Raw genomic sequence first — 24,742 nt, forward strand, 5'->3', positions numbered from 1 at the left:
GCGATCGCGTGGCTCCGGCTGCAACGGCCGTCGGGCATTTCGACGCCAGGGAGAATGCGATGCTTCATACCTTCGCCACGCATATTCGCCGCTACGACTACGCACTCGCGGCCATCAAGATCTCGCTCGTTCTGTCCCTGCTGGTGGTCGCGCTGATCACGCTGAACGGCCTTGCATGGTAGTTGCTCAAGAGGCGGCGCAGACTACCTGTGACCGGTTGCTTACGCATGCGTGCCGTCCACGCCGTTTTTTCGGCTCCCTCTCCAATCGGCCGACGCCGAACGGCTGGCCTTGAAGAAGCCACGATCGGTGCTATCTTTGCGCCGATAGAAATTGCCACAGGATACACGCATCGATGGATTTCCACCTGACAGCAAAACCCACTCCTTTTGCCATCAGGGACATCCGTATCCATGCCTGTTTCGATTTCTCTCTCCCACCTCTCTTGGTCCACGCCTGACGGCCGCAGCCTCTTTTCCGATCTGAACCTGACCTTCGGGCCGGGCCGCTCCGGCCTTGTCGGACGCAATGGCGTCGGCAAGAGCACGCTTTTGAAGTTGATTGCCGGATCGCTCCAGCCGCAAGCCGGTACCATCTCCGTCGATGGCAGCCTCGGCATTCTGCGCCAGACGGTGCAGGTCGCCGATCATGAAACCGTTGCCGACCTCTTCGGTATTTCCGACGCACTGGCACTTCTCGGCCGCGCAGAGAACGGCACCGCCAGCATCGACGAGCTGTCGATTGCCGACTGGATGCTCGAGGCTCGGCTGGAAACCGCTCTGGCGCGCCTCGGTCTTGCGGCAGAAGCACGTACACCGCTGACATCGTTCTCGGGCGGGCAGCTGACACGGGCAAAGCTTGCAGCACTGGCTTTTGCCGATCCCGATTTCATTCTGCTCGACGAACCCACCAACAACCTGGATCGCGCCGGCCGCGAGGCGGTTATCGAGCTGATGGCGAACTGGCGCGGTGGCGCCGTCGTCGTCAGTCATGATCGCGAACTGCTCGACGGGATGGATACGATCGTCGAGCTCACTTCTCTTGGCGCTACCAGCTATGGCGGGAACTGGAGCCTCTATCGTGAGCGCAAGGCGATCGAGCTCGCCTCTGCCCGGCACGATCTTGCCGATGCCGAACGACGCCTTGCCGAGGTCGACCGCAAGACGCAGGAGATCGCGGAGCGCAAGGCCCGCAAGGACGGCGCCGGCCGCCGGAAGCGCGCCAAGGGTGACGAGCCGCTGCTGTTGCTCGATGCGCGGAAGGAGCGCAGCGAGAAGACCGGCGGCGACAATGCACGCCTTGCTGAACGCCGGCGCGACCAGGCGCTCGGCGATCTCGCAACAGCTCGCGACCGCATGGAGATCCTGCAGCCGTTTTCGGTGCGGCTCCCTTCGACGGGGCTACCCCCCGGCCGAATCGTTCTACAGGTTGACGATGTCAGCGCCGGCTATGTCACCGACCACCCGGTGCTCGCCGATCTTTCCCTGACGATATCAGGGCCGGAACGGGTGGCGATCACCGGCCGCAACGGTTCGGGCAAGACGACGTTGCTGTCGCTGATATCGGGCAAGCTTGCACCGTGGTCGGGTCATGTCAGGATCCTGACGGACTTTGCCATGCTCGATCAGCAGGTGAGCCTGCTCAATCCGGAGATCTCGATCCGCGACAATTTTCGTCGGCTCAATCCCGGGGCGGGCGAAAATGCCTGCCGCGCGGCGCTCGCGCGCTTCATGTTCCGCGCCGACACGGCGCTTCAGCGCGTCTCCAGCCTCAGCGGCGGCCAGATGCTGCGGGCGGGACTTGCCTGCGTGCTCGGTGGCGAACGCCCGCCACCGCTCCTGATCCTCGACGAGCCGACAAACCATCTCGATATCGATTCCATCGAGACGGTGGAGGCGGGGCTGCGGGCTTACGACGGCGCACTTATCGTCGTCAGCCACGACGAGCCGTTCCTGGAGGCGATCGGCATTACGCGTCGGGTTGATCTATTCGGAGTGTCGGAGGGCCGCCGCACCGTTGCCCGCTAGAGGTGGACGGTCTGGGCTCGGCTACTGCGCCCACTTCACGTCACCGGTGAAGGCGATCGTCAGCCAGCGGTCGCGCCCGGCCTCGCCGATCTCCGTGCCGATCTCGGCGCGGATCGCATCGAGGCTCGCAAGCGTCTCCACTTTGGTGTCGGCCGATCCGATCAGATAGATCTCGATCAGCCGGGCGCGGCCGACCTTGGCGACATAGGTGCGGTAGTCGGAAAAGCCGTGGCGGCTGGCAGCGCCCCGGGCGGCCTCACGCACTTTTTCGTCCAGCTCGGCCGGCGCCACGAGGAAGATTTCCTTCAGTGCGGCATAGACCGTTTTCAGCGGCAGCGGGATCAGGCAGAGCGTCAGGACCACCAGGATCGCCGGGTCGGCATAGGGCGTCCAGCTTTCATAGGCCGTGCCCTTCAGCATCGCGGCGACGACGAAGGCGGCGAGCAGGGCTGCGGTGATCGTGCCGGACATCGCCCAGGCGCGCACATCCAGTGCCAGGAATTCCGAGCCGATCGTGCGGTTGGCGCGCCGGCCGTAGAAAAACATCACGATGCAGATGACGACGACGACGGCGGCATAGGCGATCGCCCAGTCGAAGGCGAGTTCGCGCCCGCCTGTCAGCAGCGAGTCGACCGCGTTGATCAGCGCGTAGAAGGAAAGCGTAGCCAGCAGCCCGGCATTGAGCAGCAGCACCATCGGCTCGATATGCCAGAACCCCATCTGGAAGCGGCTGCTTTCCCTCGGGATCAGTCGCGTCACACCGAGCGCCAGCAGCGTCATGGCGGCGTCGACAGCGGAAAACACCCCGTCGAACACGATCGACACCGATCCGGACAAAAGGCCGAAGAGCACGCCTGTCGCACCGACGACAATGGTTGCAGCGATCGATCGCTTGAGGACGGTTTGTTCGGTGGCGGTGGTCATGATCTTGTATTCACTCCTGTTTCGACGCGGTGCTTAGGCGGTGCCGGTGACGAAATGGTGACGATGATCACTTAAGTGGCGGGATGTTAGCGTTTGGCGTGAGCAAGCGAAAGCGACAGGAGCGCTCTCTTGCGGTCATGCTGTGAGGCATCCGCCGGCGAACGGAGGCTCCGTTGATCGGCGAGTCCGGACGGGGGCGTGTCAGGCCGCGGGAGCCGGCCTCGTCTTACGCAAGTTGACCCAGCCGCATGAGATCCCCGCCCATGGCGCCGCCATCGACGGTGCCGGGACGTGCGGCTTGCGGGCGTGGCGGCGGCATGGAATGGCCGATCGCAAACAGGAGCGCGCTTGCCGCCGAAAGCAACGCGAACAACAGGAACATGCCGGCGCCGCCGATCGCGCCAAGCGCCAGGCCGCCGATAAGCGGGCCAAGAAAATTGCCGAGCGAAGACAGCGAATGCGCGCCGAAATAGGTGCCGCGATTGCCGGCATTCGAAATGCCATCGACCAGCACGTATTCAGAGGGCACGACCAGCACCTCGCCGATGGTGAAGAGGATCATCGAGGCGATGAGCATTTCCATCCCGGACGAGGCCGCAAAGCCGATTTCGCCCAGCAGGAACAGCAGGCAACCGAGCGAGAGCGCCGGCAGCGCGCCAATCCGCTCGATAACGAAGCGGGCAGGCGTGCTGGCGATCAGCACGGTCGCGGCGTTGGTCGACACCAGCAGCGCGAAGAGCGTGACGCCATCTTCGAAACCGGTGTTCAGATATTGCGACAACGTCACCGACCACTGACCATGCACGGCCAGGAGCAGGGTGCCGCCGATGACGAAAAAGACCAGGCGCCGGTCGCGCAAGGCGGCGACGAGCCCACGCCAGCCAGCGGTGGCCGGGGAAGCCGTCCCGGTCTCTGCCACCGGCCTGTTGCTTGCGTCGGGAACGGTGAAGAACAGCACGAGACCGAAGGCGGCATGCATCAAACCGGCAATGACGAAAAGCGTCGCATAGGCAGCCCCGATCCAGACGCCGATCAGGGGACCGACGGCCCAGCCGGCATTGATGGCGAGGTAGCGCCAGGAAAACACCCGCAGGCGCAGATGCGCCGGTGCGGCATCGCTCATCAAGGCCCGCGACACCGGCTCGTAGACGGCGGCGGCGACCGCGGAAACGATGTGCGCCAGCGCGAAGGCGGCGATCGACTGCGCCAGTCCGAGCCCGGCGAGCGCCAGTCCGGCCATGCAAAGTGCCGCAGTCAGCATGCCCTTTCGGCCGATGCGGTCCGACAGCGTGCCGGCAAAGGGGCTGACGATGGCACCAAGGAGCGGACCCGCGCCGATCAAGGCGCCGATGCCGGCCGGGCTGAGCCCGAAATCCTTTTGCAGGCGGATCGCGAGGAACGTCAGGCTCATGCCCTTGGCAATCGTCACCACGCCGGAGCCGGCGATGAGGAGCAGCGCAATCAGGCGACCGGCACGTTCGGAATAGGCATTCATCGCAGACACTCGCAGACTTGCGACCGCCGATGTTCGGTGACGAACGCCGGCGGCAGGGAGAGATCTCGTTTGCGCGATTACACCCGTCGCGTGTGGGCGACAAGAGGTTGATTGTGGTGCAGTCAGCGGTTGCCGCGCGGGGATGCCGGTACCCACTGCGTTGTTGACCCGCCGGTCCGCCGCGCGAGAGGCAATGATGATCTGTCGGATCGTGGTCGCGGCAGGCTGTTCGGGGATGGGACGCGTTTGCCGGCCCGGGCACGCTTAGTCGTTCTTCATCCTTTGTTGCCATTGCGCATAGAGCGGCACTGCCTCGGCGTCGTCGACAGGATTATGGCGGAAGCGCATGGCCTGCTCACCCAAGGGTTTTGCCAGTTCGGCATAGATGGCCGCCGTCGAGAGGCCATAAGGCTCGGCGTCGGCATTGGAATGGGCGTAGGCAATCTCGGTAATGCCGGCCATGCGCATGGCCGCAAGGCACATCGGGCAGGGCTGGCCGCTGGCATAGATAGCGACTCCTTCAAGGCGGGGAGAGCCGAGGCGCTGGGCCGCCGCGCGAAGGGCATTCAACTCCGCATGCGATGTCGGATCCCCGGTCTCAAGCATCCGGTTGACGCCTTCGGCGATCACCTCGCCGTTGCGCACGGCAACCGCGCCGAACGGTCGGCCGCCTTTTTCGATGTTGGCGCGGGCAAGGGCGATGGCCTCGCGGAGAAAGCGCTTTTCCTGATCCATATCCCCTCCGGATTTCATTTGGCGCCAGCAGCGACGAGCAGTTTTTCCATGTTGCCATAGCCACGCTGGCGGGCATGGCTGAGCGGGCTCACGCCCTCGCTATCGGCCAGATTGACGTTTGCGCCGGCGTCGATCAGCAGCCGTACGATCTGCGTGTGCTTTTCGCCGCCGGTGCCGAGGATGATCGCTTCGATCAGTGCCGTCCAGCCGAGCCGGTTGACGTGGTCGACATCGACGCCCGCCTCGATCAGCGTCCTGACGGTTTCGACGTGACCGCGTTCGGCGGCCGGGATCAGCGCGGTGCCGCCGTAGCGGTTGGTGCTTTTCAGGTCGGCGCCGTTCTCAAGCGTCAGCTTGAGGATTTCGAGATGGCCGCCCGCGCCGGCATAGAGATAGGGGCTGTCCTGAATGTTGTCCTTCGCGTTGACATCCGCGCCGGCTTCGATGAGGGCGCGCGCCGCATCAACGCGGTTTTCGTGCGTTGCAACGAGCAAGGCGGTGGCGCCGCTTGCATCGCGCGCTTCCAGTGTCGCTCCGCGCTTGATCAGATCATTGAGTTCGGCGGCATTGCCGGCGTGGGCCGCGGCAATCATTTCCTTTTCAAGCATGGCAGCTCCGGCAGAGGCGGGAAGGAAGGTCGAGGCGAAGAGGGAAGCCCCGAGCAGCCACCCGGTCGATGGTGATTTCATCGTTGTCATTCCAGTCCTATGGCAGTCGTGTCTTCAGTCGGGCAAACGTCGCCCGGCTGAAGATTTACTGCATATCCCCTGAGACCGGCATCAAATTGCGGTGAAGGCCATCCGTCCCGGCAAGCCGCTTGAGTGGCAACCCCGACGAGAAGTGCGTCTATTCAGAGCATCGATCGGCTGAGGCCGCCGTCGACCGGGAGCGCCACGCCGGTGACGTAGGCTGCCGGCCGCCCCGCCAGAAACGCGGCGGCGGCGCCGAATTCCGCCGGCGTGCCGTAGCGGCCGATCGGAATGTCGGCCTGGCTGCGTGCGGCAACCGTCGCAATGTCGAGCCCTTCGCTCTCGGCGTCCATGCGGTCGAAGCTCAAGGTGCGGTCGGTCGCAAGCCGCCCCGGCAACAGCATGTTGACGGTGACGCCGTCGGCGGCGACTTCGCCGGCCAATGTCTTCAGCCAGCCGGCAACGGCACTTCGAAGCGCGTTGGATGCGGTCAGCCCCGGGATCGGTTCGCGGATACTGGTCGAGGCGACGGCAATGATGCGGCCAAAACCGCGCTCCCGCATGCCGGGCAGGACCCGGCCGGTGATGCGCATGCCGGCGAGCACCATGGTCTCGAACTGCGTCCGCCAGAAGTTCGGCTCGATCGCGGATGCAAGCGATGGCGGCGGTCCGCCGCCATTGAGGACGAGAATGTCGATCGCGCCGAAATCGGCGGAGAGCCGATCGAGCAGCCCGTCGAGGCTCTCGGGCTTGGAGAGATCGAGTGCAAAACCGCGAGCGGCCGGGCTGATCTCGGCGGCGGCCTTTTCGGCGGATCCGGCGTCGCGGCCGGTCAGTGCCACGACAACGCCTTCGGCTGTAAGTGCTTCGGCAATGCCGCGTCCAAGCCCCTTGCTGCCGCCGAGCACGAGTGCCTTCTTGCCTGTGATGCCGAGGTCCATGGCTGTCTTCCTTCCCATGCGATTTGTGTTGTTGCTTTTGGAGCCCGGCCGCAACGCGGCGTCAATGGGGTCGGAGGCGGAGCGAGCAATTCGGATCTGAGAGGGCGAGGACCAGACGTCAAAAAGCCCGGCCGAAAACCGACCGGGCTTCGTGCCCCTCGCCCTTGGCCGCCGTCAGCGGCAGACGCGGATGCGCTCGTAATAGACGTTGCCGTAATGATCGTAGCGCCTGACCTTCTTGATGAAGCAGTAGGGCCGGTACTCGTAGTAACCGCCGCCGTAGTAGCCATCGACATAGCCGATCTGGCCACTCCAGCCGTGACCATAATGGCCATTGCTGAAGCCGATGGTCACACCGCCAGCCTGTGATGGCGCGGCAAAGGAGATGACTGCGGTGATTGCGACAGCGGCTGCGATGATAATCCTGCGCATGATGGTCTCTCCTCCAGAGGTCGGGATGAACTCCCTTCATCCATGAGAGGACGATCGCATGGGCTCAGAATATGCGCAGTTCCGAATGGAACATGGGTTGCTGGAGGCCGACAGAACGCAACGTGCTGCCGGCCTCCAGCTCTCCGGCGCACCGTCCGGGCGCGGTCAGGCACGAATGCGCGCCATGGCGATGACGTCGGCAAGCACGCCGTTGCGCAGCGCATAGGCCCGATGCGTGCCTTCGTGTTCGAAGCCGGCCTTGCGATAGAGCGCGATTGCCGCCTCGTTGTCGGTAAAGACGGTGAGCTCGATGCGGCTGATGCCGAGCCAGTTGTCGGCGGCATCGATCAGAGCCGTCAGCAGCGCCTTACCGATGCCCTCGCCGCGATGGTTGTCGTCGACGCTGATGCCGAGCATCGCGGAGTGATACCGGCGTCCCTTGTTGCGGTGCAAACCGGCCATGCCGACGATCCGGTCGTCGCGCTCGGCGATGATTACCGTGTTGTCCTCCGACAGGCCCTCCAGCCACTTGCGTGTCTGCTCCGGGGTCGAATAGGGCAGTCTCAGCGTGCCGGAGCGGATGCCCGGCTGGCTCATCAGTGCGGCGATCGCTTCCCAGTCGACAACGCGCGCCGCTCGGATCCTGAATGTCGGGGAGGGGGTTCCTTCGGTCATTGTTTCCTCTGCCTTTAAGGTTCCGAGGAAACAGGACCACACCCTGCTCGCCTCGGCAGGGTTGGTCGGGGGACAGTCCGCTTAACGCAAATGGTCTCCCGCACACCCCAGGGCGTGCGTGCAAAGCACCATTGCGATCATCGAACGATTGTCCATGCCGCAACGATAACAAGAGGCAGGGGAATTGCAAGCCGGTCGAGCGACCCGCTTGCGGTTGTCGATCAGGTCACCTGTCGATCAGGTCACCTGATGTCCATCAGGTCACCTGCCAGGCGATATAGACGAGCGTGGCGGCAATCAACCACAGGGCAATCCGGCCGGACCGCGTGTGGCGCGCCTCGGCCTTCCCGATGGCGTGCGCCGTCTCTGCATCGAAACGCAGGCCATTTTCGGTCATGGCCATGATGTCGCTCGAGAACTTTTCCGTGCGCGCGGCGATTTCGGGGGCCGCTTCGGCCAGCCGAAGGGCCGCATGCAGGCCGTCGCGCAGGTCGGCGACGATGCGCTTCGGTCCGAGATTGTCGCGGATCCACTTGCCGACGACAGGCTCGGAAGCCTTCCACATGTTGAAGCGCGGGTTGAGCGTGCGCGCGACGCCCTCGACGACGACCATGGTCTTCTGCAGCATGACCAGTTCCGGCCGTGTCTGCATGTCGAAAAGTTCGGTGACTTCGAAGAGGAGGGTCAGCAGCTTCGCCATCGAGATGGTTTCGGCCGGTTGGCCGTGGATCGGTTCGCCGATGGCGCGGATCGCCTGGGCGAAGCTGGCCGCATCGTGATGCGACGGCACGTAGCCCGCCTCGAAATGCACGTCGGCGACGCGCTGGTAATCGCGAGTGATGAAGCCGAACAGGATTTCGGCAAGGAACCGGCGCTCCTTCTTGCCGAGACGGCCGACGATGCCCATGTCGACGGCGACGATATGGCCTGCGTCGTCGACGAACAGGTTGCCCTGGTGCATGTCGGCATGGAAGAAGCCATCGCGCAGCGTGTGGCGCAGGAACGACTGGATCAGCGTATCGGCGAGCGCGTCGAGGTCGTGGCCTGCCGCCTTAAGCCCTTCGATATCCGACATCTTGACGCCGTCGATCCATTCCATGGTGACGACATCGCGGCCGGTGCGTTCCCAATCGACCTTCGGCACGCGAAAGCCGGAATCCTCCTTGGTGTTCTCGCCGAGTTCGGAAAGCGCTGCCGCTTCCAGCCGAAGATCCATTTCGATCTTGGTCGTCTGCTCCAACGTCTTGGTGACTTCGACCGGCTTCAGGCGCCGCGTATGGGGCAGGAAACGTTCCTGCATATGGCTGACGAGATACATCGCCTCGATGTCGGAGGCGAAGCGTTGACGGATGCCGGGGCGGATGACCTTGACGGCAACCTTGTGCGGTTGGCCGTCACGCATCACGATGGATGGGTGCACCTGGGCGATCGAAGCGGCTGCCATCGGTTCGGAGAATTCGGCATAGAGGTCCTCGACCTTGCGACCGAGCGATCCCTCGATTGCGGCTTTCGCTTCGCTTTGCGGGAAGGTCGCCATCTGGTCCTGCAGCAGCGACAGGTCGGCTGCAAATTCCGCGCCGACGACATCCGGTCGGGTCGCCAGGAACTGGCCGATCTTCACATAAGACGGGCCGAGGCGGGCAACGGCGCGCGACAGCCGGTCGCTGCGCTCCTCGCCGGGCACCTTGCGGCGGGCAAGAAGTCCGGCTGCCTTCTGGGCGAAGCGGGCAAAGGGCGGCAGATGTTCTGCCGGGACCGCCGAGACGACACCTTCGCGCACGAGAACCCAGCCGATCCGCGCGAGGCGGACATATGCTCCTGCAGTGCTCATAAGATCAGATTTTCCAGCCGGAATGCAGCGCTGCGATGCCGCCGGTGTAGTTGGTGAAGGAGACGCGGGAGAAGCCCGCCTCCTTGATCATGGCGGCAAAATCGCGCTGGTTCGGGAACTTGCGGATCGATTCCACCAGATACTGGTAGGGCGCCTCGTCGCCGGTGATCAGCTTGCCGAACTTCGGGATCGCGTTGAACGACCAGGCATCGTAGATCCGGTCGAGAAGCGGCATCTCCACTTCGGAAAATTCGAGCACAAGCAGCCGCCCGCCACGCTTCAGCACCCGATAGGCTTCCTTGAGCGCGACATCGATGCGAGGCACGTTGCGGATGCCGAAGGCGATCGTGTAGGCGTCGAAGGAATTCGCCTCGAACGGCAGTTCCTCGGCATTGGCCTCGACGAAATCGAGATTGGCCGAAAGCTTCTTCTTCTCGGCCCGCTCGGCGCCGACGGCAAGCATCGAGCCGTTGATGTCGAGGACCGTCGAATGCGCCTTGCGGTCGGAGGCTTCGATGATGCGGAAGGCGATGTCGCCGGTGCCGCCGGCAACGTCGAGCGTGCGATAGCCCTCGCGGCGCGGCGGGTTGAGCGCGGCAATCATCGCATCCTTCCAGGCGCGGTGCAGCCCGGCCGACATCACGTCGTTCATGATGTCGTAGCGCTTGGCGACCTTATGGAAGACGTCATTGACGAGCGGCTGCTTTTCGCCCGTACCGACGTTGCGGAAACCGAAGGAGGTTTCCATGCCGCCATTGGCCGATACCCGCTGATCCGTCATACGAAAAACTCCACCTGAACCAATTTTGCCGGCACCATAGCGAAATCGCCCGGCCCGCGCTATCTCGGGGGCGGGGCCATGGCTGCGGCATAGCGCACCCCTATAGGATAAGTGGACCGCCAAGGAAATGCCAACCGCCGGGCTTATGGTGGTTAAGAAAAAAGGAGACGACGGATGCCGGAACTGCCGGAGGTCGAAACGGTGAAACGAGGCCTGGCGCCGACCATGGAAGGCGCGCTCCTCGTCAATGCGGAACTGCGCCGGCCGGATCTGCGGTTTCCTTTTCCCGTTGATTTTTCCTCGATTGTCGGCGGCCAGCGCATCGTCTCGCTGTCGCGCCGGGCAAAGTACCTGATGATCGATCTGGAAGCCGGCGACGTCATCATCGCCCATCTCGGCATGTCAGGCTCGTTCCGGATTGAGCAAGGGGCGCTGCCGGAAACACCGGGCGAATTTCACCACCCGCGTGGAAAGGACGAGAAACACGATCACGTGATCTTCCATCTGGAAGGTTCAGCCGGCCCGGCCCGCGTCATCTACAATGACCCGCGCCGTTTCGGCTTCATGGATCTGGCCCGCCGCGAGACGGTCTCGGCCCATGCCTTCCTTCGCGGGCTCGGCGAGGAGCCGACCGGCAACGCGCTCGACGCCGCCTATCTCGCCGGGCGTTTTGCCGGCAAGGCACAGCCCCTGAAGGCGGCCCTGCTCGACCAGAAGAACATTGCCGGCCTCGGCAACATCTATGTGTGCGAGGCGCTCTGGCGGTCTGGCCTGTCGCCGCTGAAGCCGGCCGGCGCGCTCGTCGACGGACAAGGCAAGGCCGGCTCGGCACTGCAGGACCTGACCGTTGCGATCCGCGAGGTCATTGCCGATGCCATCGCGGCGGGCGGTTCCTCGCTCAAGGATCACATTCAGGCCGACGGATCGCTCGGTTATTTCCAACATTCCTTTTCGGTCTACGACCGGGAAGGGGAGGCTTGCCGCACGCCCGGTTGCGGCGGTACGGTCGCCCGCATCGTGCAGGCTGGACGCTCGACGTTCCATTGCCCGCGCTGCCAGAAATGAACAGGAGGGGTCCGGCCGGACCCTGCCGCTGACACGAATTCGGAGGAGACGAGAATGAGTTACGAGACGCTGCTGGTCGAGACGCGCGGACGCGTGGGCCTGGTCACGCTCAATCGCCCGCAGGCACTGAATGCACTGAACTCGACCGTGATGCGCGAACTCGCCGCGGTGCTGAAGGCATTCGATGCCGACAAGGAGATCGGCGCCGTCGTCCTCACCGGTTCCGAAAAGGCTTTCGCCGCCGGTGCCGACATCAAGGAGATGCAGACGCTCGATTTCGTCGACAGCTATCTCGGTGATTTCATCGGCGGCTGGGACCAGGTGGCCGCCGCCCGCAAGCCGGTCATTGCTGCCGTCTCCGGCTATGCGCTTGGCGGCGGGTGCGAGCTGGCGATGATGTGCGACATCATCATTGCCTCCGAGACCGCAAAATTCGGTCAGCCGGAAATCACGCTGGGCGTCATCCCCGGCATGGGCGGATCGCAGCGCCTCACCCGAGCCGTCGGCAAGGCCAAGGCCATGGATCTAGTCCTGACCGGACGGATGATGGACGCGACCGAGGCGGAACGCGCAGGACTCGTTTCGCGTGTGGTGGCACCGGAAAAATTGATGGAGGAAGCGCTGGCTGCTGCCGAGAAGATCGCGTCGTTCTCGCTGCCGGCGGTGATGATGGCCAAGGAGGCCGTCAATCGCTCGCTGGAGGTCACGCTGGCCGAAGGCCTGCGGTTTGAACGCCGGCTTTTCCATTCGCTGTTTGCGACGCAAGACCAGAAGGAAGGCATGGCCGCCTTTGCCGCCAAGCGCAAGGCGGAGTTCAAACACAGGTAGATCAGGGGCCGACGCGCAGTTTTCTCCAAATTGCGCGTTGACGGGGCGGCTGTTTCTCGTTATATGCCGCCCTCAGTTTGGAACGCCAAATCTGGGCTTTCCGATAATGCTCCCGAATTGCTTTGATGACAGGTCGCAGTGACCCGGCACGGCGAGGGCGGAGTTCATGTCAGTTTTCGAAGAGAGGCATCAATGGCCAATACAACTTCGGCGAAAAAGGCGACCCGCAAGATCGCACGCCGCACTGCAGTGAACAAAGCCCGTCGTTCGCGCGTCCGTAACTTCGTCCGCAAGGTCGAAGAAGCGATCGCAACCGGCGATCAGGCCGTCGCAGCCGCCGCTCTGAAGGCCGCTCAGCCCGAGCTGATGCGCGCTGCCACCAAGGGCGTGCTGCATTCCAACACCGCTTCGCGTAAGGTTTCGCGCCTTGCACAGCGCGTGAAGGCGCTTTCGGCCTAATCCGGCTAATAAAAATCTGTTAATTGAGAGCCCGGCCCTTGCGCCGGGCTTTCTCGATTCATACATCTGTCACAGCGATGGTTAACCTGCGCAGTGTTTCTCGTGTCAATGTGATGACAGAATTTCTATAGTCATTTCAGATGCTTACGAGAGGTCCTTGGCAAAAGGGTGTCTCTGACTGGGGGTCTTCTGGGCCCATGATGAGTCAAGAGAATTTTTATTTTTTTTCTTTTTCGCCAGCTAATCAAAGAGCTGAAAATCAAAACCCTTGATTCAACAGCGATTCTTCCCGGACTCGGATTGCGGCAAGCAAATGGCGGGATGAGAGTCAACGGGCAGCGCTTAAGGTTGCGTAAAAATCGCGATTGATCTTGCCCATCGATCCTGCCTAAATGCCCTCCACAGGGGACACGGACCATATCTGTAAAGGGAAGTGCGGAGGCCATTTCAACGAGATGGTTTCAGGCTTTCTGTTCCCTGTATCAGGGCGGCTCCACGTCGTTCAATCAGACATGTCGAGGACGAAAAACCGGATGGACCAACCATTCCGGACGAGGACCTTTCGACTTCTGGTTGCCGGTGGCGCCGCGCCTCAAAGTCAGGTGCAAGCGGTGCCTGACGCGAGGCAGAATCCAGCGCTCGACTGTCCGCTTCGTACGAGGGTGCGAGACAGTTGTTGACGAGGAGGAGGATCCGGCACGGTCCAGGGCGGACCGGGGGATTTGTTGACATTGAGGCGCGAGGGGACATCAGCCGGCCGATAAGGTCTGGCAGGTGCGCGTAGCGCGCAACCAGTCGGGAGATGAGGAGCCCGGTTGGATTGCGACTGTGACGTTCGGCGAAGCGGCATGACCTCCATGAGGAAGCCGTGGGTGCCGGACATAAGAGATGGGGCCGGCAGAGATGACGGCGTCTGAACATAATCGGAAGGCGGCAAAATGCAGATGAATTTGGCGACGGCGGCGGGCGCGTTTCAAAAGGACGGCGACGCGTTTCAGGCCGGAAGCAATCTATCTCAGGCGGCGGGGGATAAGCACGACATGAGGCATGACGCACTGTTCGAGCGGGTGAGTGCGCGTTTGAAAGCCCAGGTCGGTCCCGATGTCTTCGCCAGCTGGTTTGGGCGTCTGAAGCTCCATTCGACTTCCAAGAGCGTCGTGCGCCTCTCGGTTCCCACGACATTCCTGAAATCCTGGATCAACAACCGTTATCTCGATCTCATCACCCAGATCTTCCAGCAGGAAGACGGTGAAATCCTGAAGGTGGAGATCCTGGTGCGCACCGCCACCCGTGGCGCTCGCCCGGTTTCGCAGGAAGAAGCGCTGCCGCAGGCGACGGAAACGACCCCGTCAACACCGGCACGCCGTCCGACTTCGGCCCAGTCCGTCGCTTCGGTCGCGGCCACGACGGTTGCCAGCGTGCAACGGCCGACCCAGGCGCCGCTTTTCGGCTCGCCGCTCGATCAGCGCTACACCTTTGACAGCTTCGTGGAAGGCTCTTCCAACCGCGTTGCGCTTGCAGCCGCCCGCACGATCGCGGAAGCCGGCGCCGGTGCCGTGCGCTTCAACCCGCTGTTCATTCATTCGAGCGTCGGCCTCGGCAAGACCCACCTTCTGCAGGCGATCGCCATCCAGGCACTGCAGAGCGCCCGCGCTCCGCGCGTCGTCTATCTGACAGCCGAATACTTCATGTGGCGCTTTGCCACCGCGATCCGCGACAACGACGCGCTGTCGCTCAAGGAGTCGCTGCGCAACATTGATCTTCTTGTCATCGACGACATGCAGTTCCTGCAGGGCAAGTCGATCCAGCACGAATTCTGCCATCTTCTCAACATGCTGCTCGACTCCGCCAAGCAGGTCGTCGTTGCCGCCGACCGCGCCCCTTGGGAGCTGGAATCGCTCGATAGCCGCGTTCGTTCGCGCCTGCAGGGCGGTGTCGCCATCGAGATGGACGGCCCCGACTACGACATGCGCCTCGAAATGCTGAAGCGCCGTCTCGACTGCGCCCGCCAGGACGATACCTCGCTGGATATCCCCGGCGACATCCTGAGCCATGTTGCCCGCAACGTCACGGCCAGCGGTCGCGAGCTGGAAGGCGCCTTCAACCAGTTGCTTTTCCGCCGCTCGTTCGAGCCGCAGCTGTCGATCGAACGGGTCGATGAACTGCTCGGGCATCTCGTCAACGCCGGCGAGCCGCGCCGCGTCCGCATCGAAGACATCCAGCGCGTCGTTGCCAAGCACTACAATGTTTCGCGCCAGGAGCTGGTTTCGAACCGCCGCACCCGCGTCATCGTCAAGCCGCGCCAGATCGCCATGTATCTGTCGAAGACGCTGACACCGCGCTCCTTCCCGGAAATCGGTCGTCGCTTCGGTGGTCGCGATCACACCACCGTTCTGCATGCCGTGCGCAAGATCGAGGAGCTGATCTCCGGCGATACCAAGCTCAGCCACGAGATCGAGCTTCTGAAGCGCCTGATCAACGAATAGGCGTTGGACGCGCTTTCGAATTGAGACAAAAGCCCGGGAAACCGGGCTTTTGCAGTTTCAGGCGCCCCGCGCCTGCTCGACGATCCACGCGCGGAACGCGGCGACCGCCGGCCGATCGAGCGCCGATGGCGGGTAGACCAGGTGATAGGCGAGGTCTGTTGCAATCCCGATCGGAAAGGGTGCGACCAGCACGCCCTCGGCAAGCTCGCGCGAGACCAGCGACAGTCGCACGAGAGCGACGCCATCGCCGGCTCTCGCCGCTTCGATGGCGCCGTTGCTGTTGACGAACACCGGGCCACGCGTCGTCTCGACGCCTTCGGCGCCGACCGCTTCAAGCCACAGCTGCCAATCCAGCCTCTGGACATCATGCAGCAGCACATGGGCCGACAGGTCTGTTGGTGTGGCGAGCGGCCGCTTGCGGGCGAGCGCCGCATTGACCACCGGCACCAACTCGTCGTCGATCAGCCGCTCACTCGCCAGGCCCTCGTAGCGACCGAAGCCATGACGGATGGCGATATCGACGCCATCGGATACGAAGTCGGTCAGCCGGTTTGACGCGCTGATGCGTACATCGATGCCGTTGAGAAGTTGCTCGAAATCGCAAATGCGCGGCACCAGCCATTGGGCGGCAAATGTTGGCGTGCAGCTCACCGTCAGCACCGGCATACGATTTCGTGCCGTCAGTTCCTCGGTCGCCTCCCGCATCATCCGGAAAGCGCGGCGCAGTGTCGAAAAATACGTACTGCCATCCTCGGTCAGGGCCAGTTGTCGCGGTCGCCGCTCAAACAGCGTCACGCCCAGCGCCTGTTCCAGCTCGCGCACCTGAAGGCTGACGGCGCCGGGCGTGACGCTAAGCTCGCGCGCGGCCAGAGTGACGCTCAGATGCCGGGCGGCGGCTTCGAAGGCCCTGAGGGCAGCGAGGGGTGGAAGTGAGGTCATGATGATTTAGATAAACTCAATCATATAGAGAGGAATGCTCGTTTGATTAAATCATAACACACTGACAATATTCATGTAAATTCCATGATCAATGACGGGATCATGGAGGCGCGAGTGAAAAAATAAATCATGGAAGGGGTGCGAAGATGTCTGGACCGGCGAATGCAAAGGTGATGGGGCCCGGCGAGTGGGCCATGCTGATCGCCCTGTCCATGTTGTGGGGCGGCTCGTTTTTCTTCGTCGGCGTCACCGTCAAGGCGCTGCCGCCGTTTACCATAGTTGCGCTGCGGGTCGTCCTTGCGGCGGCGGCGCTCCTCATCTTCCTGCGCTTCACGGGTCGCAGGATGCCGGGCGACCCGCGCATCTGGCTTGCCTTCTTCGGTATGGGCCTGCTCAACAATCTGATCCCGTTTTCGCTGATCGTCTGGGGACAGACCCATATCGCCAGCGGCCTTGCTTCGATCCTCAACGCCACCACGCCGCTCTTCGGCGTCGTCGTCGCCCATCTGCTGACCGACGACGAAAAACTGACTGCCAACAAGCTCACCGGCGTGCTGATCGGTTTTCTCGGTGTGGCCGTGATGATCGGCCCGGCAGCGCTCGGTGGCCTTGGCTCCAACGTGCTGGCACAATTCGCCGTGCTGGGCGCTGCGCTTTCCTATGCCTTTGCCGGCGTTTTTGCCCGCCGTTTCAAGCGCATGGGTGTGGCCCCCATCGTCACCGCGACCGGGCAGGTCAGTGCGTCGAGCCTCATGCTGGTGCCGATCGCGCTGCTCGTCGATCGTCCCTGGGCCTTGACCGCGCCGGGCCCTGAGGTGTGGGGCGCGATCGTCGGCATCGCCCTGATCTCGACGGCGCTTGCCTATGTGCTGTTTTTCCGCATCCTCGAGACGGCTGGTGTGACCAACCTGATGCTGGTGACGTTCCTGATCCCGGTCAGCGCCATTCTGCTCGGTGCCCTGTTTCTGGGCGAGAGCCTCGAGCCCAAGCACGTCTTCGGCATGGCGTTGATCGCAGCCGGCCTTGCCGCCATCGATGGCCGTCTGTGGCGGCGTTTTCGCCGCAAGACACCGGTCGACCCTGATCTCGCCTGCGGTGAAAATATCTGAAATCGACTGCTTTTGCTGATGGTCGCGGCGGTGCGCAGGCACGCGCCGCGATCTTCGTGTCTGAACCCGCGGTTGCGGGTATTTTTTTTGTCAACGCTGTCGACTATCTCTTCTTCAGATCGTCCTTGTATCAGGAGCAGGAGAGTTCCAATGCTTTACGCCGTATTTTGCTACAACCAGGAAGACGTGACCGCCAACTGGTCGAAGGAAGAGGACGACAAGGTCATGCGCGACCTTGCCGCCGTCCAGCGCAAATATGGCGATGCCGGCAAGCTCGGGCCGGTGGCCCGCTTGCTGCCGACCACGGCAGCAACAACCCTGCGTCATAGCCCCAGCGAAACCGTCGTGATCGACGGTCCGTTCGCCGAAACGAAGGAGCAGCTGCTCGGCTTCTATGTGGTCGATTGCGCGTCGCTCGACGAAGCGCTCGACTTCGCCCGCGAACTGAGTGCTGCCAATCCTGCAACCGGCTCCTATGAAATTCGTCCCCTTGCCATCTACAAGCCAAGTGAGCTTCCCGCATGACAGACACGACCTGGATCGACCTCGCACTTGTTTCCGCTCGGCCGCAGGCAATGGGCGCGCTTCTGCGCTATTTCCGCAATCTCGATACGGCCGAGGAAGCATTTCAGGAGGCCTGTATCCGGGCATTGAAGGCGTGGCCGAAAAGCGGCCCGCCGCGCGATCCGGCCGCCTGGCTGATCTTCGTCGGCCGCAATAGCGGCATCGACAAGGTACGCCGCCAGTCGCGCGAGACCGCGCTGCCGCCAGAGGAATTGCTGTCGGATCTCGAGGATCAGGAGAGCGATCTGGCCGACCGGCTGGACGGCTCGCACTATCGCGACGATATCCTCAAGCTCCTGTTTGTCTGCAGCAATCCGGTTCTGCCGGCAACGCAGCAGATCGCGCTGGCGCTGCGCATCGTCTCCGGCCTTACGGTCAAGCAGATTGCCCGCGCCTTCCTCGTCGGCGAGGCGGCGATGGAGCAGCGCATCACCCGGGCAAAGGCCCGCGTCGCTGCCGCCGGCATCGAATTCGAAACGCCTGATGCGGCCGATCGCTCGGAGCGGCTGGCGGCCGTCGCAACGATGATCTACCTGGTCTTCAACGAGGGCTATTCGGCGATGAACGGGCCGGACAGCGTCTCGGCCGATCTTTGCGAGGAGGCGATCCGGCTTGCGCGGCTGCTGTTGCGGCTGTTCCCCTCCGAGCCTGAAATGATGGGGCTGACGGCGCTGCTCCTCCTGCAGCATTCACGCTCGCGTGCGCGCTTCGATGCTGATGGCGGCATCATCCTGCTCGACGATCAGGATCGCAGCCTCTGGAAGAAGCCGCTGATCACCGAGGCGCTGGCGATGATCGACAAGGCTGTGCGCCATCGCCAGCCCGGTCCCTACCAGATTCAGGCGGCGATCGCCGCCCTGCACGCGCGGGCGACGCGCCCTGAGGAAACCGACTGGGAAGAGATCGACCTGCTCTACCAGGCGCTGGAACGGTTGCAGCCGTCACCAGTGATCACGCTCAACCGCGCGGTTGCGGTGTCGAAGCGGGATGGGCCGGAGGCAGCCCTCGCATTGATCGAGCCACTTGCCGAAAAACTCGCAAGCTATTTCTACTTCCATGGGTTGAAGGGGGCGCTGCTGAAACAGGCAGGCCGGGTCCGCGAGGCGCGCGTCGCCTTCGACCGTGCGATCGCCCTTGCCACCAACGCCGCAGAAGCCTCCCACATCCGCATGCAACTCGATCATCTGTGCAAGGATGAGTGCGACAAAGACCTCGCAAAAGAAAAAAGATAAAAATCCTGTCGGCGGTTGTCGGAACCGTCGCTGCAACTTCGTCCTTGGAATGAACCCGCTGACGGAGTTGCTAAAATGACCATTGTCACTGAAATCAAAGCCGCCGACGACCGCGAACTGGTCATCACCCGCCTGATCGATGCGCCGCGTGAACTCGTCTACCGCTGTTGGACCGATGCCGAACTCATGAAGAAGTGGTTCGCACCGTCACCCTGGACGACGCCGGAGGCAAAACTCGACGTGCGCGCCGGCGGCGCCAACCGCATCGTCATGCGCTCGCCCGAGGGCGAGGACTATCCCAACCTCGGGGTCTATCTCGAAGTGGTGCCGAACGAAAAACTGGTCTTCACCGACGCCTTCACCGGCGCGTGGGCACCCTCCGACAAACCGTTCATGGTGGTGACCATCACCTTCGAGGATGTCGGCGCCCAGACCCGCTACACTGCGCGTGTCCGCCATTGGTCCGTCGAGGATCGCGATGCGCACGAAAAGATGGGCTTTCACCAGGGCTGGGGCCAATGCGCCACCCAGCTCGAAAGGGCAGCCAGGCAACTTTGAAATCCGCCGCGTGAAGTTGCGGCCCTCACGCCATCAGCATAGGGAAAGGAGACCCACCATGTCCGTGATCGACAACAAGAGTGCTGCCGTCGCCGAAATCCGTGCGGTGATCGACGATTGGGCGGATGCCCTGCGCGTGAAAGATGCCAAACGCGTTATCGCGCATGGCACGCCCGACTGCGTGCTCTTTTCGCTGGCGCCGCCGCTGAAGACCATCGATGCCGGCGAGGCCGGGCTTCAGCAGTGGTTTGCCTCCTGGCGCGGGCCGTTGGGCTATCGTTTCGAGGATCTCGATATCTCGGCCGGCAGCGACGTCGCTTTCGTCTCGATGCTGACCGAGCTCTCTGGCGAGAAGATCGATGCGGGCAAGATCTCGGTCTGGTTTCGCCAGACCCTCGGTTTGAAGCGCCTGGCTGCCGGCTGGAAGATAGCCCATCAGCACGAGTCCGTGCCGTTCTACATGGATGGCAGCCTCAAGGCGGCCGTCGATCTCAACCCGGCCTCGTCAGTCGACTGGCAAGCGCCGGCATCGCCGCCGATGCCGGGACCGATCGCCTATCTCTGCGTCGAGGATGCGGCCGCCACCGCCGATTTCTACACACGCGCCTTTGCCGCGACCGATGGCGGACGCATGCTCGCCGAAGACGGCAAGCGGCTCGTGCACTGCCACCTGACGATCAACAACGGCGCCTTGATGCTCAACGACCCGTTCCCGGAACATGGCATGCCCTATGCCGAGCCGCAGGGTGTCGTGCTGCATCTGGTGGTCGAGGACGCGCAGTTCTGGTGGGACCGGGCGGTTGCCGCCGGCGCCGAGGTGACAATGCCGCTTGCCGTCGCCTTCTGGGGCGATCTCTACGGCCAGCTGCGCGATCCCTTCGGCATCCGCTGGGGTATCGTCGGACCGGTGAAGAAGACAGACTGAAAACGATTTGTGATAACGGGAAATGAGGAGTCCTCCCCGAATGAACACTGCGCTTGTGATGCCGGCTCGGGCCGGAAAAATGGTAATTCTCGGCCGCGTGCTGAGCGGTCTGGTGATTGCATTCCTTGCATTCGACGGTGCGATCAAGCTCGTGCCGCTGGATGTAGTGACCGAGACTTTGGCGGTCCTCGGTTATCCCGCTGACGTTGGCCTTGCCCGGCTGCTCGGCGTGCTCACGCTCCTGTGCGCTCTGCTCTATGCGATCCCGAGGACATCGGTGCTTGGCGCCATCCTGCTCACTGGTTATCTCGGTGGCGCCATGGCGACACATCTGCGTGCCGACAGTCCTCTCTTCACCCACCTGCTGTTCGGCTTCTATCTCGGCGTCATCGCCTGGGCCGGTCTGTGGCTGAGAGATCGTCGGGTGCGCGCGCTGATTCCGTTCAAGATCGAGACGCAGGCTTAAGGGGGAAACGACAATGAGCAAAACGGTCAACGACTACATCTCAGGCCTTTCCGGTACGCCCGCCGACGTGGCCAAGGCGTTGCACGGCGCCATCCTCGCCGCCGGCGGTACGAAGGACAGCGTGAAATGGGGGCATCCGATCTATGAGGCCGGTGGCCCGGTCTGCCTGATCAAGGCGGCCAAGGACTACGTAACGCTAGGCTTCTGGCGCGGTGCCGACATGCTTGACCTCGATCCGCGTCTGGCCAAGGGCGGCGGCAAGGGCGACATGGCCTTTATCAAGGTGAAGGCGCTGGGCGAGGTCGACCAGGCTCAGGTGGCGCGGCTCGTGGCCAAAGGCATCGCGCTTAATGCCGAGAAGGGCGATCCGTTCAAATCCTGAGGGACGAAACAAACTTGCGAAAGGCGCTCTGAAACAGAGCGCCTTTCTCTTGGTCGATGCAATACATCTTCGCGGGACCGCCAATTTCCCAACGCTCGCGAGGCATCATGATCCTCTACTACCAGACCCATTCCCCCTTCGCCCGCAAGGCGCTCGTCTTCGCCCACGAGGTCGGCATTGCCGAGCAATTGCAGGTGATCCATCACGAGACGAGCCCGACGCTGCGCAACGAGCAGGTCCATGCGGAAAACCCGCTCGGCAAGGTGCCGGTTCTCCTACGGCCCAATGAGGAGGCGATCTTCGATTCCGACGTCATCTGCGCCTATTTCGATACGCTGCATGATGGCCACAGGCTGATCCCCGAAGGCGGCGAGCCACGCTGGCGCGCCTTGAGACTGCAGGCCGTCGCGCAAGGCCTGGCGCAGGCAGGCATCGGGTTGCGCTGGGAAACGGATCGGCGCCCGGAAGGTCTGCGCTACCCGGCCTTGGCTGACGGCTACACCGAAAAGGTCGAACAGACCTATGACTGGCTGGAGCAGACGCTCGATGTCGACGCGCCTCTCGATATCGGCCACATCGCGCTCGCGACCACCTTGTCCTGGATGGCCTTCCGCCACCTGCCATCGTTCCGTGACCGCAAAAGGCTGGCCGATTGGTTCGATGGCTTCGAAGAAAGACCATCGATGCGGGCGACGCCGCTTTCCGGCGAGACGCACGATTAATTGTAACCCGTTGGACCGTTGCAGGCCGGGCGCCAGCGCGCCTGCAAGACTTCAGCAGGCAAGGTCGGCGACGACGGCGTCGAGGATCAGCATGCCGGAGGGGGTGCATCTCAGCCGCGAATTGCCGAGCCGCTCGATGAAGCCATGATCGATGAGGAACTGTTCGCGGTCCGGATCGGGATCGCGGCCGGACAGTGACTGCCAGCGGGCGAGATCGACGCCTTCCTTGAGCCGCAGCCCCATCAGCAGCAATTCGTCCGACTGTGCCTCAAGATCGAGGACTTCGCGCTCGACCATGCCGTGGCCATAGGTTTCGACCAGCCGCAGCCATTCCTCCGGCTTGCGTTCCGTGGCCGTTGCCACCTTCGCGCCGCCGACGCTGAGGCGGCCATGGGCACCGGGGCCGATGCCGGCATAATCGCCATAGCGCCAGTAGGTCAGGTTGTGCCGGCTTTCGGCACCGGGACGAGCGTGGTTGGAGACCTCGTAAGCCGGCATGCCGATCGACGCGGTGATATCCTGCGTCGCCTCGTACAGAACCGCCGATTGCTCGCCGTCCGGAACGATCAGCTTGCCGGCCTTGTGCAGGCCGTAGAAGGGCGTGCCCTCTTCGATCGTCAGCTGATAGAGCGACAGATGGTCGACCGCGTAGGAGACGGCCTCCTTGAGCTCGCGCTCCCATTCCTCGACGGTCTGGTTGGGGCGGGCATAGATCAGGTCGAAGGACATGCGCGGGAAGATTTCGCGCGCCAGCCGGATCGCCTTCAGCGCGTCCTCGACATTGTGCAGCCGCCCGAGAAACTTGAGGTCCCGGTCGTTCAGGGCCTGGACGCCGAGCGAAACGCGGTTGACGCCGGCGGCGCGGTAGCCGTGGAAGCGCGTCGCCTCGACGCTCGAAGGGTTGGCCTCCATGGTGATCTCGATACCATCGGGCACATGCCATTCGCGCGCGATGCCCGAAAGGATCGCATCGACCGTGGCAGGATCCATCAGCGACGGCGTGCCACCGCCCATAAAGATGCTGGTGACGGTGCGCGGACCTGAAAGCTCGCGCGCCTCCGCCATCTCCTTGAGGAAGGCGGCGACGAAGCGCGGCTGGTCGATCGGCTGGTGGCGCACATGGCTGTTGAAGTCGCAATAGGGGCATTTGGCCGCGCAGAACGGCCAGTGCACATAGATCCCGAAGCCGGGATCCATGCCGTCACCGATCGCCGATAGCGTGGCCGTGTGCATTGTCGCGTCTCTCATGCGGTCGATCTCGATGACGTTGGGTCGATCGACCTGGGATCATCGACAAGTTTGGTTCTCATAAACTGGAGCCGGGGCGGCAGCGGAAACCCGCATACACGTTTCCGCGTCACGCTCCAAGGCAGGTTTCTGCGAAGATCTTGAACGCGCGGGCACGGTGCGACAAGGCCTGCGCGTCACCCGGCTTCCACCCGTGTTTCTCGTCTGCGCTCATCTCGCCAAATGTGGTGTCGTAACCCTTCGGCTGGAAGACCGGGTCGTAGCCAAAGCCCTGGTCGCCGCGCGGCGGCCACACGACGTGGCCCTCGACCTCGCCGCGGAACAGTTCGACATGGCCGTCCGGCCAGGCAAGGCAGAGCACCGAGACGAAACGGGCGGTGCGTTTGTCATGCGCGCTGGCACCCTTGTCCTGGAGAGCGTCCTCGACCTTCTGCATCGCCATGGCGAAATCGCGGCTACCGTCTTCGCGCTCGGCCCAGTTGGCGGTGTAGACGCCGGGCGCACCGTCAAGCGCGTCGATCGCCAGGCCAGAATCGTCCGAAAGCGCCGGCAGGCCCGAGGCCTTGGCCGAGGCAAGCGCCTTGATCGTCGCGTTTTCTTCGAAAGTGGTACCGGTTTCATCGGGTTCGACGAAGTTGAGGTCGGCGGCAGACTTGGCCTCGAAGCCGAGCGGGCCGATCAGGTCTCGGATTTCGCGGATCTTGCCGGCGTTGTGGCTGGCGACGATGAGCGTCTTGTCATCCAGTGTGCGCATGATGTGTCTTCTCTTAAAAGATGCGGGCGCAGGGGCCACGTTTCATTCGATGGACCAGAGGCCCGGTTCCGCGCATTCGAGGCTGTTGCCGGCCGGATCGCGAAAATAGAAGGACCGCGCACCGTTCGGCCAGGCAACATCGGCCTCGATCGCGACGCCCGCCGTTTCCAGCCTGGACTTCCATGCGTCGAGCGCCTCTCGTGCGACGCGGAAGCACATATGGCCCTGGCCGGTGGTCCCGTGCGGCGGCACCTGCAGGGCGGCATCCGGCGAGGGCGGCTTGATCGTCTCCGTCGGATTGAAAACCAGCAGAACGCCCGGGCCGCAACGGAAGAACACATGCCGATTGCCGGCGCGCGTGATCTTTTGCAGCCCGAGCACACCGCCGTAGAAGGCCTCGGCGCCATCGAGGTCCGGCGCGTAGAGCGCTGTCTCGAGAATGCCTTCCAGCGCCGGGGCCATCGTTTCCGTCCCT

General features: G+C 63.2%; 27 protein-coding genes. 14 read left to right on the forward strand and 13 right to left on the reverse strand.

Annotation, left to right across the window (positions count from 1 at the left end; genetic code table 11):
* Positions 1–59 precede the first annotated feature (59 nt).
* Positions 60–182 (forward strand): hypothetical protein, encoded by a 123-nt coding sequence (locus tag AC07UR_RS01475; RefSeq protein WP_268833697.1) that lies wholly within the window; start codon positions 60–62, stop codon positions 180–182.
* A 231-nt stretch (positions 183–413) separates the two neighbouring features.
* Complete coding sequence (locus AC07UR_RS01480; RefSeq protein WP_209787946.1) at positions 414–2,027, forward strand: ABC-F family ATP-binding cassette domain-containing protein; 1,614 nt, start codon at positions 414–416, stop codon at positions 2,025–2,027.
* A 21-nt stretch (positions 2,028–2,048) separates the two neighbouring features.
* Here AC07UR_RS01480 and AC07UR_RS01485 read toward each other — a convergent pair whose 3' ends face one another.
* The 9 genes from AC07UR_RS01485 to ubiE form a co-directional block, all read right to left on the reverse strand.
* Positions 2,049–2,951: a cation diffusion facilitator family transporter gene (locus AC07UR_RS01485; protein WP_209787943.1), complete on the reverse strand. Its 903-nt coding sequence runs from the start codon at positions 2,949–2,951 to the stop codon at positions 2,049–2,051.
* Positions 2,952–3,177: 226 nt separating this feature from the next.
* Positions 3,178–4,446, reverse strand: a complete 1,269-nt coding sequence (locus AC07UR_RS01490) for an MFS transporter (protein WP_209787940.1) — start codon at positions 4,444–4,446, stop codon at positions 3,178–3,180.
* A gap of 264 nt (positions 4,447–4,710) precedes the next feature.
* Positions 4,711–5,181, reverse strand: coding sequence for a nucleoside deaminase (locus tag AC07UR_RS01495; RefSeq protein WP_209787937.1), 471 nt, complete (start codon positions 5,179–5,181; stop codon positions 4,711–4,713).
* A 14-nt stretch (positions 5,182–5,195) separates the two neighbouring features.
* Positions 5,196–5,789 (reverse strand): ankyrin repeat domain-containing protein, encoded by a 594-nt coding sequence (locus tag AC07UR_RS01500; protein ID WP_209788546.1) that lies wholly within the window; start codon positions 5,787–5,789, stop codon positions 5,196–5,198.
* A 242-nt stretch (positions 5,790–6,031) separates the two neighbouring features.
* Positions 6,032–6,811: an SDR family oxidoreductase gene (locus AC07UR_RS01505; RefSeq protein ID WP_209787935.1), complete on the reverse strand. Its 780-nt coding sequence runs from the start codon at positions 6,809–6,811 to the stop codon at positions 6,032–6,034.
* A 174-nt stretch (positions 6,812–6,985) separates the two neighbouring features.
* Positions 6,986–7,243 (reverse strand): hypothetical protein, encoded by a 258-nt coding sequence (locus AC07UR_RS01510; protein WP_209787933.1) that lies wholly within the window; start codon positions 7,241–7,243, stop codon positions 6,986–6,988.
* 165 nt (positions 7,244–7,408) lie between these two features.
* On the reverse strand, positions 7,409–7,918 hold the full coding sequence (locus AC07UR_RS01515) for a GNAT family N-acetyltransferase (RefSeq protein ID WP_209787930.1): 510 nt from the start codon (positions 7,916–7,918) through the stop codon (positions 7,409–7,411).
* A 256-nt stretch (positions 7,919–8,174) separates the two neighbouring features.
* Positions 8,175–9,749 carry a 2-polyprenylphenol 6-hydroxylase gene (gene ubiB, locus AC07UR_RS01520; protein WP_209787927.1) on the reverse strand — a complete coding sequence of 525 codons (1,575 nt, stop codon included), beginning with the start codon at positions 9,747–9,749 and terminating at the stop codon, positions 8,175–8,177.
* Positions 9,750–9,753: 4 nt separating this feature from the next.
* Positions 9,754–10,530: a bifunctional demethylmenaquinone methyltransferase/2-methoxy-6-polyprenyl-1,4-benzoquinol methylase UbiE gene (ubiE, locus tag AC07UR_RS01525; RefSeq protein WP_173418785.1), complete on the reverse strand. Its 777-nt coding sequence runs from the start codon at positions 10,528–10,530 to the stop codon at positions 9,754–9,756.
* 174 nt (positions 10,531–10,704) lie between these two features.
* Here ubiE and mutM point away from each other — a divergent pair, with 174 nt between their 5' ends.
* From mutM to dnaA, 4 genes are all read left to right on the forward strand, one after another.
* Positions 10,705–11,595, forward strand: a complete 891-nt coding sequence (gene mutM, locus AC07UR_RS01530) for a bifunctional DNA-formamidopyrimidine glycosylase/DNA-(apurinic or apyrimidinic site) lyase (protein WP_173418786.1) — start codon at positions 10,705–10,707, stop codon at positions 11,593–11,595.
* 54 nt (positions 11,596–11,649) lie between these two features.
* The gene (locus AC07UR_RS01535; protein ID WP_209787925.1) at positions 11,650–12,423 is read left to right on the forward strand and encodes an enoyl-CoA hydratase; all 774 of its coding nucleotides are present in this window, start codon (positions 11,650–11,652) and stop codon (positions 12,421–12,423) included.
* Between the two features lie 192 nt (positions 12,424–12,615).
* Entirely contained in the window at positions 12,616–12,882 is a 267-nt protein-coding gene (gene rpsT, locus AC07UR_RS01540; RefSeq protein ID WP_053248916.1) for a 30S ribosomal protein S20, read from the forward strand.
* A gap of 1,040 nt (positions 12,883–13,922) precedes the next feature.
* Positions 13,923–15,368, forward strand: a complete 1,446-nt coding sequence (gene dnaA / locus AC07UR_RS01545; protein ID WP_412728325.1) for a chromosomal replication initiator protein DnaA — start codon at positions 13,923–13,925, stop codon at positions 15,366–15,368.
* 57 nt (positions 15,369–15,425) lie between these two features.
* Here the strand turns inward: dnaA and gcvA are convergent, their stop codons facing one another.
* Positions 15,426–16,310, reverse strand: coding sequence for a transcriptional regulator GcvA (gene gcvA, locus AC07UR_RS01550; RefSeq protein WP_173420939.1), 885 nt, complete (start codon positions 16,308–16,310; stop codon positions 15,426–15,428).
* A gap of 143 nt (positions 16,311–16,453) precedes the next feature.
* On the opposite strand from gcvA, the gene AC07UR_RS01555 reads away from it, so the two are divergent.
* The 8 genes from AC07UR_RS01555 (at position 16,454) to AC07UR_RS01590 (ending at position 22,265) form a co-directional block, all read left to right on the forward strand.
* Positions 16,454–17,416, forward strand: a complete 963-nt coding sequence (locus tag AC07UR_RS01555) for a DMT family transporter (RefSeq protein WP_234941617.1) — start codon at positions 16,454–16,456, stop codon at positions 17,414–17,416.
* Between the two features lie 150 nt (positions 17,417–17,566).
* Positions 17,567–17,941, forward strand: a complete 375-nt coding sequence (locus AC07UR_RS01560) for a YciI family protein (RefSeq protein ID WP_173418789.1) — start codon at positions 17,567–17,569, stop codon at positions 17,939–17,941.
* On the forward strand, positions 17,938–19,212 hold the full coding sequence (locus tag AC07UR_RS01565; RefSeq protein ID WP_209787921.1) for an RNA polymerase sigma factor: 1,275 nt from the start codon (positions 17,938–17,940) through the stop codon (positions 19,210–19,212). Before AC07UR_RS01560 ends, AC07UR_RS01565 begins: the two co-directional genes overlap by 4 nt.
* A 75-nt stretch (positions 19,213–19,287) precedes the next feature.
* Positions 19,288–19,770: an SRPBCC family protein gene (locus tag AC07UR_RS01570; RefSeq protein ID WP_209787919.1), complete on the forward strand. Its 483-nt coding sequence runs from the start codon at positions 19,288–19,290 to the stop codon at positions 19,768–19,770.
* A 58-nt stretch (positions 19,771–19,828) separates the two neighbouring features.
* Complete coding sequence (locus AC07UR_RS01575) at positions 19,829–20,695, forward strand: nuclear transport factor 2 family protein (protein ID WP_209787917.1); 867 nt, start codon at positions 19,829–19,831, stop codon at positions 20,693–20,695.
* A gap of 40 nt (positions 20,696–20,735) precedes the next feature.
* Positions 20,736–21,161: a DoxX family protein gene (locus tag AC07UR_RS01580; protein WP_209787914.1), complete on the forward strand. Its 426-nt coding sequence runs from the start codon at positions 20,736–20,738 to the stop codon at positions 21,159–21,161.
* A gap of 13 nt (positions 21,162–21,174) precedes the next feature.
* Positions 21,175–21,543 carry a DUF1801 domain-containing protein gene (locus AC07UR_RS01585; RefSeq protein WP_209787910.1) on the forward strand — a complete coding sequence of 123 codons (369 nt, stop codon included), beginning with the start codon at positions 21,175–21,177 and terminating at the stop codon, positions 21,541–21,543.
* Positions 21,544–21,650: 107 nt separating this feature from the next.
* On the forward strand, positions 21,651–22,265 hold the full coding sequence (locus tag AC07UR_RS01590) for a glutathione S-transferase family protein (RefSeq protein ID WP_173418794.1): 615 nt from the start codon (positions 21,651–21,653) through the stop codon (positions 22,263–22,265).
* A gap of 51 nt (positions 22,266–22,316) precedes the next feature.
* Here the strand turns inward: AC07UR_RS01590 and hemW are convergent, their stop codons facing one another.
* From hemW to AC07UR_RS01605, 3 genes are all read right to left on the reverse strand, one after another.
* Positions 22,317–23,498 (reverse strand): radical SAM family heme chaperone HemW, encoded by a 1,182-nt coding sequence (hemW, locus tag AC07UR_RS01595; protein ID WP_209788540.1) that lies wholly within the window; start codon positions 23,496–23,498, stop codon positions 22,317–22,319.
* A 124-nt stretch (positions 23,499–23,622) separates the two neighbouring features.
* Positions 23,623–24,267 carry an RdgB/HAM1 family non-canonical purine NTP pyrophosphatase gene (gene rdgB, locus AC07UR_RS01600; RefSeq protein WP_173418795.1) on the reverse strand — a complete coding sequence of 215 codons (645 nt, stop codon included), beginning with the start codon at positions 24,265–24,267 and terminating at the stop codon, positions 23,623–23,625.
* 42 nt (positions 24,268–24,309) lie between these two features.
* On the reverse strand, positions 24,310–24,729 hold the full coding sequence (locus tag AC07UR_RS01605; protein ID WP_209787907.1) for a VOC family protein: 420 nt from the start codon (positions 24,727–24,729) through the stop codon (positions 24,310–24,312).
* Positions 24,730–24,742 lie beyond the last annotated feature (13 nt).

The sequence above is a fragment of the Ensifer sp. GW821-FHT05G01 genome (assembly GCF_059419585.1).